The sequence below is a fragment of the Roseateles sp. GW823-FHT07B05 genome (assembly GCF_058794515.1).
Genome location: NZ_JBXAGX010000009.1, coordinates 157,819 through 174,525 on the forward strand (window position 1 = coordinate 157,819; position 16,707 = coordinate 174,525).

Below are 16,707 nucleotides of genomic sequence, written 5' to 3' on the forward strand. Positions count from 1 at the left end.
GCGGGTGCCGCTTTTCTTTCGACCCTAGACTCGCGCGCCATGGCTCGCTACGCATTCATCTGGGAACTGGGCGGCGCCTACGGCCACCTGGGACGCATGATCCCGGTGGCCCGGGCGCTGCAGCAGCGCGGCCACGAGGTCGTGTTCATCATCCGCGAGCTGGTGGAGGCCGAGCGCCTGCTGGGGCCGCATGGCTTCAAGTGGTACCAGGCGCCGCTGTGGATGGGCCGCGTCATGAACCTGCCGGACCCGCTCAGCCTGCCCGAGCTGCTGATGGGCGTGGGTTTCCTGGACCCGCCGGCGCTGCTGGGCATCTGCCGCGCCTGGCGCAACATGCTGGCCGCGCTGCAGGTGGATGCACTGCTGTTCGACTACGCGCCCACGGCCGTGCTGGCCAGCCGGGGCCTGGGGCTGCCGGGCATCAACCTGGCCAACGGCTTCCAGGTGCCGCCGGCATCGCGCCCGCTGCCGCCGCTGCGCTGGTGGCAGAAGCCGCCGCCACCGGCGCGGCTGCTGGATTCCGAGCAGCAGGTGCTGAGCGTGGCCAACCAGGTGCTGTACGAGCTGGGCGCGCCGCCCGTCGAGGGCGTGCTGGACATCCTGTCCGGCGGCGCCGACGTGTTCGCCACGTTCGCCGAGCTGGACCACTACCCCGGCCGCACGGGCGGCGATTTCGTCGGCCCCATCTACGCACTGGGGCGCGGCGAAGAGGTGCACTGGCCGCCCAAGGGCGCGCTGAAGGTGTTCGCCTACCTGAAGCCGGACTACGGCGCCCTGGACGCGCTGCTGGCGATGCTGGCCGGGCTGGACGCCAGCGTGCTGGTGCACATCCCGGGCGTGGCCAAGCGCACCATCGAGAAGTTCTCCAGCGACCATCTGTGGATCTCGCGCCAGCCGCTGGACATCGAGCAGGCCCGCCGCGGCTGCGACGTCGCGGTGCTGCATGCGGGCGTCAGCACCGTCTGCGCGATGCTGCTGGCCGGCAAGCCGCTGCTGCTGTTCCCGCAGCAACTGGAGCAGGCGATGTTCGCGCGCAGCGCCGAGGCGCTGGGCGCGGCGGTGGTCATCCCCGAGGCCGCGGCTGGGCAGTTCCCGCGGCTGGTCAAGCGGGCGCTGGCCGACCCGTCGCTGCAGGCTGCGGCGCAGGCTTTCGCAGCCCGCCATGCCGGTTTCGACCAGGCCGACGCCATCCGCGCGGTGGCGGACCGCTGCGAGGCCCTGCTGGCGCCGGCGTGACGCGACCCGGGAATGTGCGATGGGCGCCGTCATGGGCATCTGCTAGTCTCCCGGGCTTCGTTTTGACCCCGCGCCGCCTCGGGTCTACCGGCAGGCGCTTTCGATGGACACCGCTCTCGTTCTCTTCCTGATTCTTCTCAACGGCCTGTTCGCCATGTCGGAAATGGCGTTGACCGCCAGTCGCAAGGCCCGGCTGCAAGTCATGGTGGAGAGCGGCGAGGGCGGGGCGCAGGCCGCCATGGACCTGCACGAGAACCCCACCAAGTTTCTGTCGACGGTACAGATCGGCATCACCGGCATCGGCGTGCTGAACGGCATCGTCGGCGACGCGGCCTTCTCCGGCCCGCTGTCGCACTGGCTGGCCGAGACCTTCCGGCTGAACCCGGAGGCCACGCAGATCGCCGCGACGGCGCTGGTGGTGGTCATCATCACGCTGCTGACCATCGTGTTCGGCGAACTGGTGCCCAAGCGCATCGGCCAGATCTACCCCGAGACGGTGGCCCGCCTGGTGGCGCCGCCAATGAATGTCATCTCGACGGCCACGCGCCCGCTCGTCAAGCTGCTGAGCTTCGCCACCGAGTTCACGCTGGGCCTGCTGGGCCTGCGCAACAAGGGCCAGCGCGGCGTGACGGAAGAGGAGATCGCCGCCAGCCTTGAGGAGGGCCTGGACGCCGGCGTCATCGAGGAGCACGAGCACCAGATGGTGCGCAACGTGTTCCGCCTGGACGAGCGGCAGGTCGGCTCCATGATGATCCCGCGCGCCGAGATCGCCTGGCTGGACGTCGACGCGACGCCGGCCGAGGTGCTGGCCGTGCTGCGCGAGCACGGCTTCAGCCGCTACCCGGTCTGCCGCGGCGGCCTCAGCGAGGTGCTGGGCGTGGCCAACGCGCCGGCGCTGCTGGCCGGCATGCTGGAGGGGCTGCCGCTGGACCTGACGGTGGGCCTGGAACCGCCGCTGTTCGTGCCCGAGACGCTGTCGGGCATGGAACTGCTGGAACATTTCCGCGTCTCGGACGCGCCGCTGGTCTTCGTCGTCGATGAGTACGGCGAGGTCCAGGGCGTCATTGCCGTGCGCGACGTGCTGGAAGCCATTGCCGGGGAGTTCAATGCCCCGAGCGATGGTGATGCCTGGGCGATCCAGCGCGAGGACGGGAGCTGGCTGATCGACGGCCTGATCCCGGTCCCCGAGCTGAAGGACCGCCTGGGCCTGAAGGAACTGCCCGAAGAGGACCGTGGGCGCTACAACACCCTGGCCGGCATGATCATGCTGCTGCTGGGGCGTTTGCCGCGCACGACCGATGTCGTGGAGTGGGACGCGTGGAGATTCGAGGTCGTGGACCTCGACGGCAAACGTGTGGACAAAGTGCTGGTCAGTCGTCTGGCCGAGGAAACTGGAGAAAGAACATGAGCAACCCCCCGATGTACGGCGAACTGGCGCCGCTGGACCGCGAAGCCCACAAGAACCTGAAGCTGGACACGGCCAAGGCCGTCGTCGGCCAGGTGGCCGATCAGAACTCGGTGTTCCTGGCGGCCGTCGAGTTCGGCGATGCCTGCAAGGAATTCCCCATCGTCTTCGTGCGCGCCGGTGAACCCGGTGCCGACGGCAAGCCGCCCGTCGCGCCGCTGGCCGTGCTGGGCCTGAAGGCCGGCTCCAACCTGTTCGTTGAAGGCGACAAGTGGACCGCCAACTACGTGCCGGCCTATGTGCGCCGCTACCCGTTCGCGATGGCCCGCCTGGACGGCAACGCCAACAACCTGGCCGTCTGCTACGACAGCAAGTGGGCCGGTTTCAACGAGACCACCGGCGAGGCGCTGTTCAACAACGGCGAGCCGACCGAGTTCCTGCTGAACGCCCGCAGCTTCCTGGAGAACTTCGAGCAGGAAGCCGAGCGCACCCGTCTGATCTGCAACCTGCTGGTCGAGATGGACCTGCTGCAGGACATGCGCTTCGAAGCCACGCTGCCCAGCGGCGAGAAGATCGACGTCGAAGGCTTCCTGGCGCTGGACGAGAAGAAGTACGGCGAGCTGGCCGACGACAAGGTGCTGCAGCTGCATCGCAACGGCCTGATCGGCCTGATCGAGATGCACCGCCTGTCCATGACCAACATGAACCGCCTGGCGGCCCGTTACGCCGCCTGAGCGCCGACGGCGCGCTGACCGAGGCCACGCACTGCGTGGCCTTTTTTTGTCCTTACGCGCCACATGCGGCACTTTGGTGGTGGATGCCCCCTTTTCCAGTGGCGTACAAACCCGATCACGCCAAGGAATCTCGTGTATCCAACTGTGTCGACACGGGAAAAGTCACATTTCACTCCCTAGACTCCGCCCGCTCGGCGCGCATGGGGTGCGCCAGAGGATGCAGTCAGATGATTCCAGTCTTCAAAGAAAGCCGGCGCGCGCCGCTGAATCCCTTCGGAGGGCCGCCGCTGGAGTTGAACAGCGATTTCGGTGCGCTCGAAGGTGACGCGCTGGGCCTCGTGGAGCGCCGCTACGGCGACCGCGGGCTGGCCGTGACGCGTGAGCGTTTCAGCAGCCGCAACGAGGATGGCGACGTGGTCTGCACGGCGCGGGACGGCGAGAAGATCGTCGGCACGCTGACCGTGCGCTTCGATGGCGTGGGCGGCCTCAAGGCCGACCTGCTGTTCGCGGAAGAGCTGGCCGAGTGGCGCGCCGCCGGCATCAAGCTGTGCGAATTCGGCAGCTTGGCGGTGGACAAGCATTCCCACGAACCGAAGCGCGTGCTGGCGCAGGTCTTCCACCTGGGCTATCTGCATGCGCACCGCCGCGCGCGGTGCGACCGGCTCATCATCGAGGTCAACCCGCGGCACGTGGCGTTCTACCGCCGCTGGTTGGGCCTGCTGCCGTACACGGCCGCGCGCCACAACCCCCGCGTGGACGCGCCGGCGGTGCTGATGAGCATCGACTTCCCCGCCGTGCGCGAGCAGATCGCGCTGTGGGGCGGCCGCCCCGAGCTGGTGGCGCAGGCGCGCTGCCTGTACCCGCTGGCCTGGGACGAGGCCACCGAGGCCGCGATGCTGGCCAAATTGCCTTGAGCCCCGCGCCCAGTCCTGCTCCGGCTGAACGCCGGCAGGCCTGGGAGTGGCCCGGTGCTCGGCCCGGAACGCCCGGGTGGTGCCGGCAAAGCCGCAGACAAAAAAAGGGCCCCGAGGGGCCCTTTGTGCTTTCAGCGTTCCGGTGCTGATCAGAAGTCGTACGACGCGCGCACGTAGTACGAGCGGCCGATGGCGCTGGCGTAGCGCGGGTCGTAGCCGGCCTGGAAGACCTGCGTCTGGTAGCTCAGCGGCGGGTCGCGGTCGGTCAGGTTGTGCACGCCCAGCGTCAGCGTGGCGCCCTTCATCGGCTTCCAGGAACCGAACACGTCCAGCGTCGCGTAGTTGGCGACGTTGTTGGGGCCGTAGTCCGGCGTCAGCACGTCGAAGTAGCCCGACTTGTAGTGCAGCGTGGCGCCGGCCGCGAAATCGTCCTTGCTCCAGTTGCCCGTCAGCGTGTGCTGCCAGCGGAACACCGGGCCCGTGCCCGAGTAGACGTTGACGTTCTGGTTCCAGGGGCCGTTGCGGAAGTCCTGGTATTCGAACTTGGCGACGTAGGTGCTGTTCAGGCCGACCGTGAACGTGCCCACACCGGTGTTCAGGCGGTAGTTGGCGGTGATGTCGATGCCGTTGGTGTTGGCGCCGCCGAGGTTCTGCTGGCGCACGTCCACATAGCCGCAGTTCGAGCCCGGGCACTGGTTGCCGTTGGTGGACAACTGGTTGCTGCCGTTGCGGTGGAAGTAGTTGCTGAACAGCGCGTAGTTGTCGGGAGAGAACAGCGAGTCGTCGCCGATGACGCCGATCTGGTTCTTCAGCCGCACCCACCAGAAGTCCAGGCCGACGCTGAGGTTGGGCATGGGCTGCACCATCAGGCCCAGCGTGGCGTTCTTGCTCTCTTCGGGCTGCAGCTCCAGGTTGCCGCCGTTGAGCACCATGAACTGCGCCTTGCAGACGGCCGGGCTGCCCGTGCCCGTGGGGCACAGCAGCGGGTCGTTGACGGTGCCGGAGTTCGTGTAGGTCTGTGCGGCGTTCAGCTCGTACAGCGACGGCGCGCGGAAGCCCGTCGAGTAGGAGCCGCGCACCAGCACTTCCTTGAGGGGCTGGAAGCGGAAGCTGAACTTCGGATTGGTGGTGTTGCCGAAGTCGTTGTACTTGTCGTAGCGGACGGCGGCGGTGACGTCCAGCGTCTTCGTCAGCGGCACGTTCAGCTCGGTGTACGCGGCCGTGACCTTGCGCGAGCCGGCGCTGTAGGTGGCGGGGTCGATGCCGGTCGAGTCGACGACGATGGTCGCGTAGTCGGGGTTGGCCTGCTGGACGAACTTTTCCTTGCGGAACTCGGTGCCCAGCGCGATGGCCGCGCGGCGGCCGGTGTTGAACCAGTCGCCCAGTTCGCGGCTGGCGCGGGCATCGACGTTGGTCGTCGTGCCCTTGGCGAACATGATGAGACCGGTGGCGCCGGCCTGGTCCAGCAGCGCCTGGCCGGCGGCGCTCTGCGCACCGAACGGGTTGATGACGCCGGTCAGCACGCCCTCGTAGATCATCGGGCCGTTGGCGTAGCCGCCGGTCAGCTTCTCGTCGACCTTGTTCTGGTTGCGGCTGACGCCCACGGCGTAGTCCCAGCCGGCAACGCTGCCTTCCAGCGACAGCACCAGGCGCTGCTGCGTGTTGGTGTTGCTGTCTGTGCGCTGGCCGTTGGGCATGTCGCGCCAGCGGGCGATGACGTAGCCGGGCTGGATGGTCGCGCCGCCGTCGGTCATGGTCTCGCCGACCAGGCCGTCAGAGTGGTCCGCCTTCAGGCCGTTGAAGGCCGGGTCCAGCGCGGCGTTGGTCGGGAAGTAGGGGTTGGGCGTGCCGTCCGGGCGCAGCCGGTTCATCGGCAGATAGCCGAAGGGCACCGGCGCGATGGCCGTCTTCACGTTGCTGCGCGTGATGAAGTATTCGGCGCCCAGCACATGGTCGGCGCCCAGCTTCAGGTCGCCCTTGATCATGCCGGAGACGCGCTCGGTCTTCGGGATGTAGTCCACGAAGTTGGACGTCGTCATGTAGCACGACGTGCCGTCGCCGGCCGGGATGATGAACGTGCCGTTCTTGCAGTCCGGGGCGGCGGGGTTGTACCAGACGTCCGGGTCCTGGTAGTAGTTGCCCGGCGACGGCGAACCGGAGATGCCGCCGTCATAGCGCGTGTTGAACGGGCGCTGGCTGCCGCTGATGCTGCCCTGCTTCTGGAAGTCCACGAAGCCCAGCACGTTGAAGCCCTGGGTCTCCAGGTCGCCGAAGCCGAAGCCCGCGTTGGCGCTCTGCGACTTGCCGCCGGCGTGCTGCGGCACCTCGGCGCCCACGCTGACCGTGCCGCCCTGGTATTCCTTGCGGGTGATGAAGTTGATGACGCCGCCGATGGCGTCGGTGCCGTACAGCGCCGACGCGCCGTCGCGCAGCACCTCGATGCGGTCGATGGCCGCCATCGGGATCATGTTCAGGTCGGGCGCCGAGCCGTCGAACGCGTTGTTGGCGATGCGGCGGCCGTTCAGCAGCACCAGCGTCTTGTTGGCGCCGACGCCGCGCAGATCGGCGAACGAGGCGCCACCGGTGGACGCGCCCACCGCCTGGCTGGTGCCCAGCGAGGCCTGGCTGGCCGTCAGCGTGCCGAGGATCTGCTCGACCGTCGTCAGCCCTTGCTGCTGGATGTCTTTCATGCGGAACACGGTGACCGGCACGGCGGTCTCGGCGTCCAGGCGCTTGATGGCGGAGCCGGTGATCGTCACGCGCTCCATCTGGGTGGTCGGGGCATCCGACGGGGTTTGCGCCCAGGCGCTGAAACCGCCGACGGTCATCAGGACCGCGACGGCAATGCGGGTTTGCTTATGCATTTCTGCTCCAGGAGGGATTGGCAAGCGGGTGGTTCGCCAAAAGGTTCAGCCAAAAGAGCAAGCCCGGTCGGGATGCTGGCTGGCCTCCAAATTCTCCTGGGCAGTAAAAACCCATGGGGACTAGGGAATGTCCCAGGACGGTCGCCATCCGCCCGCAAGCCTCCGGGGAGGCTTGCTAATTCATTGATTCAAAACGATTTTCTGGCAGGCGCTGCGCAATGTTGCGGTGCGGCAGCGATGTGTTTTGCCAACTGGACAAGTATTTTCACATTGCTTCACTGTGCAGCAATGTTTGTAAGAATTTGTCCGCTTATTTATTGTTTTTCGGGTCGGATGTTTGCAATATATGGGCGCTAGCTTGATAAATGGCTCTGGTGCGGTGATGAATTGGCGCGCACCGGCGGCGACAGAATTGCAAAAATAGTTTGCGCGAGATTGCCAAAAGAATCCTGTCGGCGGCCTTGCGGCCCGGGCAGGCCGCCGTCAGTGGCCGAGGCGACGCGACAGCTGGCCGGCCGCGTCGCGCAGTGCCGACGTCAGCGCGCCGTCCGGTGAGGTGTCGAAGCTGGCGCTGGGGCCGATGGCGGTCAGTGCCAGCACCAGCCGGCCGGCGGCGTCGAACACCGGCGCCGCGGCCGCGCTGACGCCGGGCACCACGCCGTCCCGCGACGTGGCCAGGCCCGCCTCGCGCACCGCGGCGGTGGCGGCGTCGTCCGGCAACGGCTCGCCCAGCGTGGCGGCTTCCTTGCGACGCCAGGTCGCGAACAGCCGGCCGGACGCCGTGCCGCTCACGCTCATCACCGTGCCGTGCCGCATGCTGATGTGCACCGGCGTGGGCCCCTCGGCCACGCGCACGATGGTGGGCCCGCGCGTGCCCCACACCGCAATCGCCACCGTGTGGCCCAGCTGCAGCGCCAGTGCCTCGATGACCGGCGTGGCCAGCCGCACGGGGTCGTACTGCTGCAGGCTGATGAGGCCCAGCTGCAGCGCCAGCGGGCCGAGGCCGTACGGGCCGCTGCCGCCGTCCTGCTCCACGAGGCCCAGCTTGATGAAGCTCACCAGGTAGGGGTGGGCCTTCGCGGGCGTCATGCCGGCCTCGCGGGCCAGGTCCTTCAGCGCCATCGGCCGGCCGTGGTGCGCCAGCGCCAGCAGCAGCTGCCCGCCCACTTCGATGCTCTGGATGCCGCGCGGTTCTTTCATGTCAAAAATTCTATATTGCTGAATTAATTTGGAATAGGATAAATTTCAGGCCTGCCAGCCGGAGATGCCATGAGCACGACCAAAGCCTTTGCCTCGCAGGCCGACCTGGAAGAAAAACAGGTCACCTTCGAGCGCCTCTCGGAACACGCCTGGGCCTACACGGCCGAGGGCGACCCCAACACGGGCATCGTCATCGGCCGCGATGCGGCCATGGTCATCGACACCCAGGCCACGCCGGTCATGGCGGCGGACGTGATCCGCCGCATCCGCGAGGTCAGCGCGGTGCCCATCAAGTACGTGCTCCTCAGCCACTACCACGCGGTGCGGGTGCTGGGCGCGTCGGCGTTCAGGGCCGAGGGCCTGGAGCAGGTGATCGCCAGCGACGCGACGCTGGCGCTGATCCAGGAGCGCGGCGAGCAGGACAAGGCCAGCGAGATCGGTCGCTTCCCGCGGCTGTTCCGCAACGTCGAATCGGTGCCGGCGGGGCTGACCTGGCCGACGCTGACGTTCAGCGGCCGGCTGACGCTGGACCTGGGCGGCGTGAAGGTCGAGATGTTCTCCCCGGGGCGCGGCCACACGGCAGGCGACACGGTGGCCTGGCTGCCGGGCGAGCGGGTGCTGTTCAGCGGCGACCTCGTCGAGTTCGACGCCACGCCGTACTGCGGCGACGCCCACTTTGCTGACTGGCCGGCCACGCTGGATGCCATCGCCGCGCTGGATGCCGCCGCGCTGGTGCCTGGCCGCGGCCCGGCGCTGAAGGGCGCGGAGCAGGTGGCCGCCGGGCTGGCCGGCACGCGCGCCTTCGTCAGCGAGTTGTACGCGGCCGTGCAGGCTGGCGTGCAGGCGGGGGAGGAGTTGAAGGCCGTCTACCAGCGCACGATGGCGGCGCTGCGGCCGACCTACGGGCACTGGGTCATCTTCGACCACTGCATGCCGTTCGACGTGACCCGCGCCTATGACGAGGCCGGCGGCACGGCGCACCCGCGCATCTGGACGGCCGAGCGCGATGTGCAGATGTGGAAGGCCCTAGAAGGCGCCTGACCGCGATGGACCTGCCCCGCTACCCATACCACCAGAGCCTGGAGCAGCGCGCCGGCCAGCCGCAGCGCCGGCCGGTCGTCATCGTCGGCGCCGGCCCGGTGGGGCTGACGCTGGCGCTGGACCTGGCCAGGCGCGACGTGCCCGTCGTCGTCATCGACGACAGCGACCACATCGGCAGCGGCTCGCGCGCCGTCTGCTGGGCCAAGAAGACGCTGGAGGTGTTCGACCGCCTCGGCGTGGGCGAGGCCGTGGCGCGCGAGGGCGTGCGCTGGCAGCGCGGCCGCGTGTTCCACGGCGAGCGCGAGGCCTATCACTTCGACCTGTTGCCGGAAGAGGGCCACAAGATGCCTGCGATGGTCAACCTGCAGCAGGACCAGGTCGAGGCCCGCCTCGTGCGCGCCGTGCAGCTGGAGCAGCGCATCGAACTGCGTGGCCGGCACGAGCTGATCGGCCTGGAGCAGGACGAGGACGGCGTGACGCTCACCGTGCGCACGCCCGATGGCCTGTTCGACATGCGCGCCGACTGGGTGGTGGCCTGCGACGGCGCGCGCAGCCCCACGCGCACGCTGCTGGGCCTGGGCTTCACGGGCCAGGTGTTCGAGGACCGCTTCCTGATCGCCGACGTGCGCCTAGCGCCCGGCGCGCGGCCCCGCGGGCTGGACCCGGCCCGGCCCGAGCGCTGGTTCTGGTTCGACCCGCCGTTCCACCCCGGGCAGTCCGTGCTGCTGCATGCGCAGGCAGACGGCCTGTGGCGCATCGACTTCCAGCTGGGCCGCGATGCCGACGTGGAAGCCGAGCGCCAGCCCGAGCGCATCCAGCGCCGCGTCGCCGCCATGCTGGACGGCGCGCCGTTCGAGCTGGCATGGTCGTCCATCTACCAGTTCGCGTGCCGGCGCGCCGAGCGCTTTCGCGTGGGCCGTGTGCTGTTGGCCGGCGACGCGGCGCACCAGGTCTCGCCCTTCGGCGCGCGCGGCGCCAACAGCGGCGTGCAGGACGCCGACAACCTCGGCTGGAAGCTCGCGGCGGTGGTGAAGGGGGAGGGCGGCGAAGGCCTGCTCGACGCCTACGAGTTCGAGCGCATGGAAGCGGCCGACGACAACATCGGGCACTCCACTCGCGCCACCGACTTCATCAGCCCCAAGACCGCGCTGAGCCGCCGTTTGCGCAAGGCCGCGCTGGACCTGGCTGCGCATGCCGACTTCGCCAAGCCGCTCGTCAACAGCGGGCGGCTGTCGCTGCCCACCGAGCACCTGGAATCGCCGCTGGCCACGCTCGACGACGCCCGCTGGGCTGCCGGCCAAGCACCCGGCTGGCCCGCGCCCGATGCGCCGCTGGACGGCGGCGGCTGGCTGCTGGAAACGCTGGCCGGCGGCTTCGCGCTGCTGGCCTTCGGCTGGGCGGTGCAACTGCCCGGGTTGCGCGTCCTCACGCTGCCGGCCGACGGCCTGGCGGCGCGTCGCTACGGCGCGGCGCCGGGCAGCGTCTACCTGGTGCGGCCCGACGCCATCGTCGCCGCGCGCTGGCACCGTTTCGACGCCGCCGCCGTGCAGCAGGCGTTGACCCGCGCCCTCGGGAGGCCCAATGTCTAAATTGACTCTGACCCCAAATTTTTGTGGGGAGGCGGACGCTTTCTACGCCGAGTTCATCGCCGCGCAGGCCGACCTGTCCGATGAAGCCGCGGCCGACTGGCTGGCGCGGCTGACGCTCATCCTGTGCAACCACATCGGCGACCGCGAGGTGCTGCGTCAGGCCCTGGCGCTCGCGCGCGATTCCGATCCCACGTTCCCGCGCTCCCGCGACGGCGTGCCACCGCGCGCTCCCCAGTGACTCGTCGGCCCACGAGGCCTCATCGCACCATGACTGACCTGACCTACCTCGCCGGCTTCGGCAACCAGCACCAGAGCGAGGCCCATCCCGGCGCGCTGCCCGTGGGCCGCAACAGTCCGCAGCGCGTGGCGCACGGCCTGTACGCGGAGCTGCTGTCCGGCAGCGCCTTCACCGCGCCGCGCGCCGAGAACCAGCGCACCTGGCTGTACCGCCGCCAGCCGTCGGTGGTGGTGGGCGGCTACCGGCCGCTGCCGCATGCGACGTGGAAGAGCGGCGCCGCGCAGGGCGAGGCCGCGCCGCCCGACCCGCTGCGCTGGGGTCCCACGCCGCTGGACGTCAGCGACGGCGACTTCATCGACGGCCTGCGCAGCTATGCCGTCAACGGCGAGCCCGGCGTGGGCGGCATGACGGCGCTGGCCTTCGTCGCCACGCGCCCCATGGGCCGCCGCGCGCTGGTCAATGCGGACGGCGAGATGCTCATCGTGCCGCAGCAGGGCCGGCTGCTCATCACCAGCGAGCTGGGCCGCCTGGAGGTGGCACCCGGCTTCATCGCGCTGCTGCCGCGCGGCATGGCGTTCAAGGTGGACCCGCTGGACGTGCCGGCGCGCGGTTACGTCTGCGAGAACCTGGGTGCTGCGTTCCGCCTGCCGGAGCTGGGCCCCATCGGCTCCAACGGCCTGGCCAACGCACGCGATTTCGAGGCGCCCACCGCCTGGCATGAGGACGAGTCCGGCGTCTACGAGATCGTCAAGCGCCACGGCGGCCAGCTGTGGCGAGCCACGCAGCCGCACAGCCCATTCAACGTCGTCGCCTGGCACGGCAACCTAGCGCCGTACCGCTACGACCTGTCGCGCTTCATGACGATCAACACCGTCAGCTTCGACCACCCGGACCCCAGCATCTTCACGGTACTCACCAGCCCTAGCGACACGCCCGGCTGGGCCAACGTCGACTTCGTCATCTTCCCGCCGCGCTGGATGGTGGCCGAGGACACTTTCCGCCCGCCCTGGTACCACCGCAACGTGATGAGCGAGTTCATGGGCCTGGTGCTGGGCCAGTACGACGCCAAGCCCGAAGGCTTCAAGCCCGGCGGCGCCAGCCTGCACAACAGCTACGTGCCGCACGGCCCCGACGCCGAGGCCTTCGACAAGGCCAGCGGCGCCGAGCTCAAGCCCCACAAGCTGGACGCCACGCTGGCCTTCATGTTCGAGACCCGCTGGCCGCTCAAGCCCACGGCCTGGGCGATGAACGACGCGCCGCTCGAGACGACCTACGCCGACTGCTGGCGCGACCTGAAAGACAACTTCCATGCTTGATCCCCAACTCGACCATACGCACGACGCCGCGGCCCTCTCCTGGGTCGCGTCCGCCAACGACCCCGCCACCGACTTCCCGCTGCAGAACCTGCCGTTCTGCTCGTTCCGCCGTGCCGGCACGCTGGAGCCCTTCCGTGTCGGGGTCGGCATCGGTGACCAGATCCTGGACCTGAGCGCCTGGGGCATTGCCGACCTCAATGCCGTGATGGCCCGCTCCAGCGCCGAGCGCCGTGCGCTGCGCCATCGCCTCTTCGACACGCTGAAGGCCGGTGCGCCCGAAGTCGAGCTGCTGCCGCAGGCCCAGGCCGAATTCGCGCTGCCCTGCCGCATCGGCGACTACACCGACTTCTACACCGGCATCCACCACGCCCGCGCCGTCGGCCGCCTGTTCCGCCCGGACAACCCACTGCTGCCTAACTACCAGTGGGTGCCCATCGGCTACCACGGTCGCTCCTCCTCCATCGTCGTCAGCGGCACGCCGCTGCGCCGCCCCAAGGGCCAGGTCAAGCCGCCGGATGCCGACGCGCCCGTGTTCAAGCCCAGCGCCCGCGTGGACTGCGAGCTGGAGCTGGGCCTGTTCGTCGGCCCCGGCAACGCGCTGGGCGAGCCGTTCTCCATCGACGAGGCCGACGAACACGCTTTTGGCCTGACGCTGCTGAACGATTGGTCGGCCCGCGACATCCAGCCCTGGGAGTACCAGCCGCTAGGCCCGTTCCTGGCCAAGAACTTCGGCACGACGATCTCGCCGTGGATCGTCACGATGGAAGCCCTGGCGCCGTTCCGCATCCCGTTCACGCGGCCGGCCGAAGACCCGCAGCCGCTGCCCTACCTCGACTCGCCCGCGCACCGTGCGAGCGCCGCGTTCGACATCGAGATGGAAGTCTGGTTCAAGACGCCGGCGATGGCTGAGCCCACGCGCCTCTCGCGCTCCAACCTGCGCCATGCCTACTGGTCGCTCGCGCAGATGCTGACCCACCACGCCAGCAACGGCTGCAACCTGCAGCCCGGCGACCTGCTGGGCACCGGCACCATCAGCGGCCCCGCACCGGAGGAAGCCGGCTCGCTGCTCGAGCTGACGCTGGGCGGCAAGCAGCCCATCACGCTGCCCAACGGCGAGACGCGCACCTTCGTGCTCGACGGCGACACGCTGGGGCTGCGGGCGTTTGCGCAGAAGCCTGGCTTCCGGCGCATCGGCTTCGGGGCCTGTGACGGCACGGTGATCGGCTGACAGCACCGAAACTCCGTGCTTACCCGTAGGGCGTCCTTGCGCTGGACGCGCCCAACGTAACGTCGACGCAATGAAGTCCATCAAAGCGCAACGCGGCGCGCCGGCCACGGGCGCCGCCGCTAGATTGCCGGCACTGGCCAGGGCCTGACGACCCGAGAGACAACGCAGCCCGGCCAATCCAGAGACGCGCCCAGCCCGATGGCTCCTGCCGACGGGTCAGGCCGCTTGTTGTCCGACAAAAACGTTGCCCAGGAGCACCTACGTGGCCAAGCCTCACTTCAAGCAGAACCTGTTGCCCCAACTCATCGCGCTGTCGCTGGGGGGCATCTCCCTCGGCGCCGCCGCCCAGGAAGCCAACCAGCAGCTCGAGACCGTCGAGATCCGCGGCGTGCGGGCGACGCTGAAGAAGAACCTCGCCGAGAAGCGCGAGGCGGTGGGTGTCGTCGACTCCATCAGCGCCGAGGACGTGGGCAAGTTCCCCGACAAGAACGTGGCCGACTCGCTGCAGCGCGTGCCCGGCATCTCGGTGGACCGCATCTGGGGCGAGGGCAAGGCCATCTTCGTGCGTGGCACGGACAAGAACCTCAACATGACGCAGCTCAACGGCCAGGCCGTGGCGTCGTCCGAGTGGTGGCTGAACGAGCCGCAGACCCGCAGCTTCAACTACGACGTGCTGCCGTCCGAGATCGTCGGCAGCCTGGACGTGTTCAAGAGCCCGTCGGCCGACCTGGATGAAGGCTCCATCGGTGGCCTCGTCATCGTGAAGACCCGCAAGCCGCTGGCCTTCAAGGACCAGCTCACGCTGCAGGCCTCGGCCGAGGCGATGTACAGCAAGCTGCCCGGCAAGACCGACCCGCAGGTCTCGGGTCTGCTGAACTGGAAGAGCGACGACAAGACCTTCGGCGTGCTGCTGGCCGTGAGCAGCCAGAAGCGCCACATGCGCCGCGACGGCCTGGAGCAGTTCTCCGACGGCAAGTACGACATCAAGGACCAGAACGGCGCGGTGACCAACGCCTACGCCTCCTGGGGCGGCGGCTCGGCCATCTTCCGCCAGGAGCGCGAGCGCACCACCACCAACCTGGCGCTGCAGTTCCAGCCCAACGCGGCCACCGACATCGTCCTGAATCTGATGGATTCGGACATGAAGATGAACAACAACAACCAGAACTACCTCTGGCAGGCCGGCGGCCTGGCGGTGGGCGGCGTCATCAGCGTCACCGACCCGAAGTTCATCTCCACCTCCGACGGCAGCAAGGCGCTCGTCGGCGGCACCGTGGGCCCCAAGACCGGTGTCTCCTTCGAGCCCATCTACCGCCAGAGCTACATCAAGAGCCGCGTGGCGGACCTGGATGGCAGCTACCAGGCCGGCAACCTGCGCCTGCACGGCCAGGTGGGCACCACCAACAGCTCGGGCGGCAGCTCTCACGACCGCCACTTCTGGATGGAGGGCGACACGCGCACCACCATCAGCCTGGGCCCGGACAAGTACGGCGTGAAGTACCTGGACATCAGCCCGCTGGACCCCAAGGCGCTGACGCTCAAGGCCGGTGACGACCGCATCCGCCGCATGGAGGCCAAGGAGAACTACGCGCAGGGCGACGTGACCTGGGACATCGACAACAGCCCCATCACCGCCGTGAAGATCGGCCTCAAGCTGCGCGACAACACGCTGCAGAACTTCCGCACCCAGGGCACGGCCGGGCCGACGTCCGCGGGCTGGCAGTCGTTCACGCTGGCCGACCTGTCCACCGGGCCGTCGCCGCGGCTCAGCCAGCAGGCCGCCACGGCCGACGCGCTGACTCAGTACGCGTGGTTTGACGACGGGCTCGTCGCTGCTAAGGCCATCCCGATGTACGACAAGGCCATGACGTACAAGGACGTGCTGAACGAGACCTACAAGATCAAGGAGCGCATCACGGCCGTCTACGCCAAGGCGGACTTCGCGGTTGACAAGTTCCGCGGCGACTTCGGCCTGCGTTTCGTGCGCACGCAGCAGACGTCCGACGGCTACCTCGGCAACGCGAGCGGCGGCTTCTCGCCCACCAGCGTCGGCAACAACTACACCGACGCGCTGCCCAGCCTGAACGTCGCGTACGACCTCAGCAAGCAGGTCATCGTGCGTGGCTCGGTGTCGCGCGCCATGGCCCGCCAGACCTTCGACCTGCTCAGCCCGGGCATGCGCCGCGACGGCACCGTGCTGACCAAGGGCTATGCCGGCAACCCGCTGCTCAAGCCCGTGCACGCCAACCAGGCCGAGATCGGCGCCGAGTGGTACTACGCCGATGCGGCGTTGGTCTCCGGCACCTTCTTCATCAAGAAGCTGGACACGTTCACCTACAAGGCGTCCAAGTCCGAGCAGGTGGGCAACGAGACGCTGACCATCGAGCGGCCTTACAACGCCGACAACGGCGCCGACATCAAGGGCTTCGAGCTGCAGTGGCAGCAGCCCTTCGGCAACACGGGCTTCGGCACCGTCGTGAACTACACCTTCACCGACGCCAAGGCCGGCGCCGTCAGCGGCCAGCCGCGCCTGAAGGTGCTGGGCAACTCGCGTGACCAGTTCAACTTCAGCGGCTACTACGAGCACGGCCCCATCAGCCTGCGCGTCTCGTACAACTACCGCTCCAAGAGCTACGGCAACGTCGAGATGGGCGGCCAGGTCGTCAACGCCGCCTACGGCCAGTGGGACGCCTCGGCCAGCTGGGATGTGACCAAGCAGGTGACGCTCTACGCCAGCGCGGTGAACCTCAACAACGAGGTCATCAAGTCCAACACGGTGGATGGCATCCCCGTGGGGGTGTACGAGAACGGGTCGCGTTACAGCGTGGGCGTGCGCGCGAAGTTTTAAGCCCCTCGCCCGGTTTCGCCGCGCTGAACGCGGGCGATCCCAGTCGGTCCCCCGAGGGGACGGCGATGCTCGCGGCATTGAGCCGCGAGCACAT

12 protein-coding genes are annotated in these 16,707 nt (G+C 68.6%); 10 read left to right on the forward strand and 2 right to left on the reverse strand.

Annotation, left to right across the window (positions count from 1 at the left end; genetic code table 11):
- Nucleotides 1–39: 39 nt before the first annotated feature.
- The 4 genes from AC1Q7O_RS19420 (at nucleotide 40) to AC1Q7O_RS19435 (ending at nucleotide 4,289) form a co-directional block, all read left to right on the forward strand.
- Nucleotides 40–1,236, forward strand: coding sequence for a glycosyltransferase (locus tag AC1Q7O_RS19420; RefSeq protein WP_492657450.1), 1,197 nt, complete (start codon nucleotides 40–42; stop codon nucleotides 1,234–1,236).
- Between the two features lie 103 nt (nucleotides 1,237–1,339).
- The gene (locus AC1Q7O_RS19425; RefSeq protein ID WP_492657449.1) at nucleotides 1,340–2,644 is read left to right on the forward strand and encodes a hemolysin family protein; all 1,305 of its coding nucleotides are present in this window, start codon (nucleotides 1,340–1,342) and stop codon (nucleotides 2,642–2,644) included.
- Complete coding sequence (locus tag AC1Q7O_RS19430) at nucleotides 2,641–3,375, forward strand: SapC family protein (RefSeq protein WP_492657448.1); 735 nt, start codon at nucleotides 2,641–2,643, stop codon at nucleotides 3,373–3,375. Before AC1Q7O_RS19425 ends, AC1Q7O_RS19430 begins: the two co-directional genes overlap by 4 nt.
- A gap of 227 nt (nucleotides 3,376–3,602) precedes the next feature.
- Entirely contained in the window at nucleotides 3,603–4,289 is a 687-nt protein-coding gene (locus AC1Q7O_RS19435) for an N-acyl amino acid synthase FeeM domain-containing protein (protein ID WP_492657447.1), read from the forward strand.
- A 149-nt stretch (nucleotides 4,290–4,438) separates the two neighbouring features.
- Here the strand turns inward: AC1Q7O_RS19435 and AC1Q7O_RS19440 are convergent, their stop codons facing one another.
- On the reverse strand, nucleotides 4,439–7,153 hold the full coding sequence (locus AC1Q7O_RS19440) for a TonB-dependent receptor (RefSeq protein ID WP_492657446.1): 2,715 nt from the start codon (nucleotides 7,151–7,153) through the stop codon (nucleotides 4,439–4,441).
- Between the two features lie 483 nt (nucleotides 7,154–7,636).
- Nucleotides 7,637–8,353: an IclR family transcriptional regulator gene (locus AC1Q7O_RS19445; RefSeq protein ID WP_492657445.1), complete on the reverse strand. Its 717-nt coding sequence runs from the start codon at nucleotides 8,351–8,353 to the stop codon at nucleotides 7,637–7,639.
- 69 nt (nucleotides 8,354–8,422) lie between these two features.
- On the opposite strand from AC1Q7O_RS19445, the gene AC1Q7O_RS19450 reads away from it, so the two are divergent.
- From AC1Q7O_RS19450 to AC1Q7O_RS19475, 6 genes are all read left to right on the forward strand, one after another.
- Nucleotides 8,423–9,394, forward strand: a complete 972-nt coding sequence (locus tag AC1Q7O_RS19450; RefSeq protein ID WP_492657444.1) for an MBL fold metallo-hydrolase — start codon at nucleotides 8,423–8,425, stop codon at nucleotides 9,392–9,394.
- Nucleotides 9,395–9,399: 5 nt separating this feature from the next.
- Nucleotides 9,400–10,983, forward strand: a complete 1,584-nt coding sequence (locus AC1Q7O_RS19455; RefSeq protein WP_492657443.1) for an FAD-dependent oxidoreductase — start codon at nucleotides 9,400–9,402, stop codon at nucleotides 10,981–10,983.
- The gene (locus AC1Q7O_RS19460; RefSeq protein ID WP_492657442.1) at nucleotides 10,976–11,221 is read left to right on the forward strand and encodes a DUF2783 domain-containing protein; all 246 of its coding nucleotides are present in this window, start codon (nucleotides 10,976–10,978) and stop codon (nucleotides 11,219–11,221) included. Before AC1Q7O_RS19455 ends, AC1Q7O_RS19460 begins: the two co-directional genes overlap by 8 nt.
- 29 nt (nucleotides 11,222–11,250) lie before the next feature.
- The gene (gene hmgA, locus AC1Q7O_RS19465; protein WP_492657441.1) at nucleotides 11,251–12,537 is read left to right on the forward strand and encodes a homogentisate 1,2-dioxygenase; all 1,287 of its coding nucleotides are present in this window, start codon (nucleotides 11,251–11,253) and stop codon (nucleotides 12,535–12,537) included.
- The gene (gene fahA / locus AC1Q7O_RS19470; protein WP_492657440.1) at nucleotides 12,530–13,765 is read left to right on the forward strand and encodes a fumarylacetoacetase; all 1,236 of its coding nucleotides are present in this window, start codon (nucleotides 12,530–12,532) and stop codon (nucleotides 13,763–13,765) included. The genes hmgA and fahA overlap by 8 nt, the downstream gene beginning before the upstream one ends.
- 262 nt (nucleotides 13,766–14,027) lie before the next feature.
- Complete coding sequence (locus tag AC1Q7O_RS19475; RefSeq protein WP_492657439.1) at nucleotides 14,028–16,613, forward strand: TonB-dependent receptor; 2,586 nt, start codon at nucleotides 14,028–14,030, stop codon at nucleotides 16,611–16,613.
- The last annotated feature ends 94 nt before the right edge of the window (nucleotides 16,614–16,707 follow it).

Bases quoted from the DNA above. Each gene is read 5' to 3' on its own strand.
- AC1Q7O_RS19445 (WP_492657445.1), bottom strand. From the start codon at position 8,353: ATGAAAGAACCGCGCGGCATCCAGAGCATCGAAGTGGGCGGGCAGCTG.
- AC1Q7O_RS19420 (WP_492657450.1), top strand. From the start codon at position 40: ATGGCTCGCTACGCATTCATCTGGGAACTGGGCGGCGCCTACGGCCAC.
- AC1Q7O_RS19440 (WP_492657446.1), bottom strand. From the start codon at position 7,153: ATGCATAAGCAAACCCGCATTGCCGTCGCGGTCCTGATGACCGTCGGC.
- AC1Q7O_RS19450 (WP_492657444.1), top strand. From the start codon at position 8,423: ATGAGCACGACCAAAGCCTTTGCCTCGCAGGCCGACCTGGAAGAAAAA.
- AC1Q7O_RS19460 (WP_492657442.1), top strand. From the start codon at position 10,976: ATGTCTAAATTGACTCTGACCCCAAATTTTTGTGGGGAGGCGGACGCT.
- AC1Q7O_RS19425 (WP_492657449.1), top strand. From the start codon at position 1,340: ATGGACACCGCTCTCGTTCTCTTCCTGATTCTTCTCAACGGCCTGTTC.
- fahA (WP_492657440.1), top strand. From the start codon at position 12,530: ATGCTTGATCCCCAACTCGACCATACGCACGACGCCGCGGCCCTCTCC.
- AC1Q7O_RS19435 (WP_492657447.1), top strand. From the start codon at position 3,603: ATGATTCCAGTCTTCAAAGAAAGCCGGCGCGCGCCGCTGAATCCCTTC.
- AC1Q7O_RS19430 (WP_492657448.1), top strand. From the start codon at position 2,641: ATGAGCAACCCCCCGATGTACGGCGAACTGGCGCCGCTGGACCGCGAA.
- hmgA (WP_492657441.1), top strand. From the start codon at position 11,251: ATGACTGACCTGACCTACCTCGCCGGCTTCGGCAACCAGCACCAGAGC.
- AC1Q7O_RS19455 (WP_492657443.1), top strand. From the start codon at position 9,400: ATGGACCTGCCCCGCTACCCATACCACCAGAGCCTGGAGCAGCGCGCC.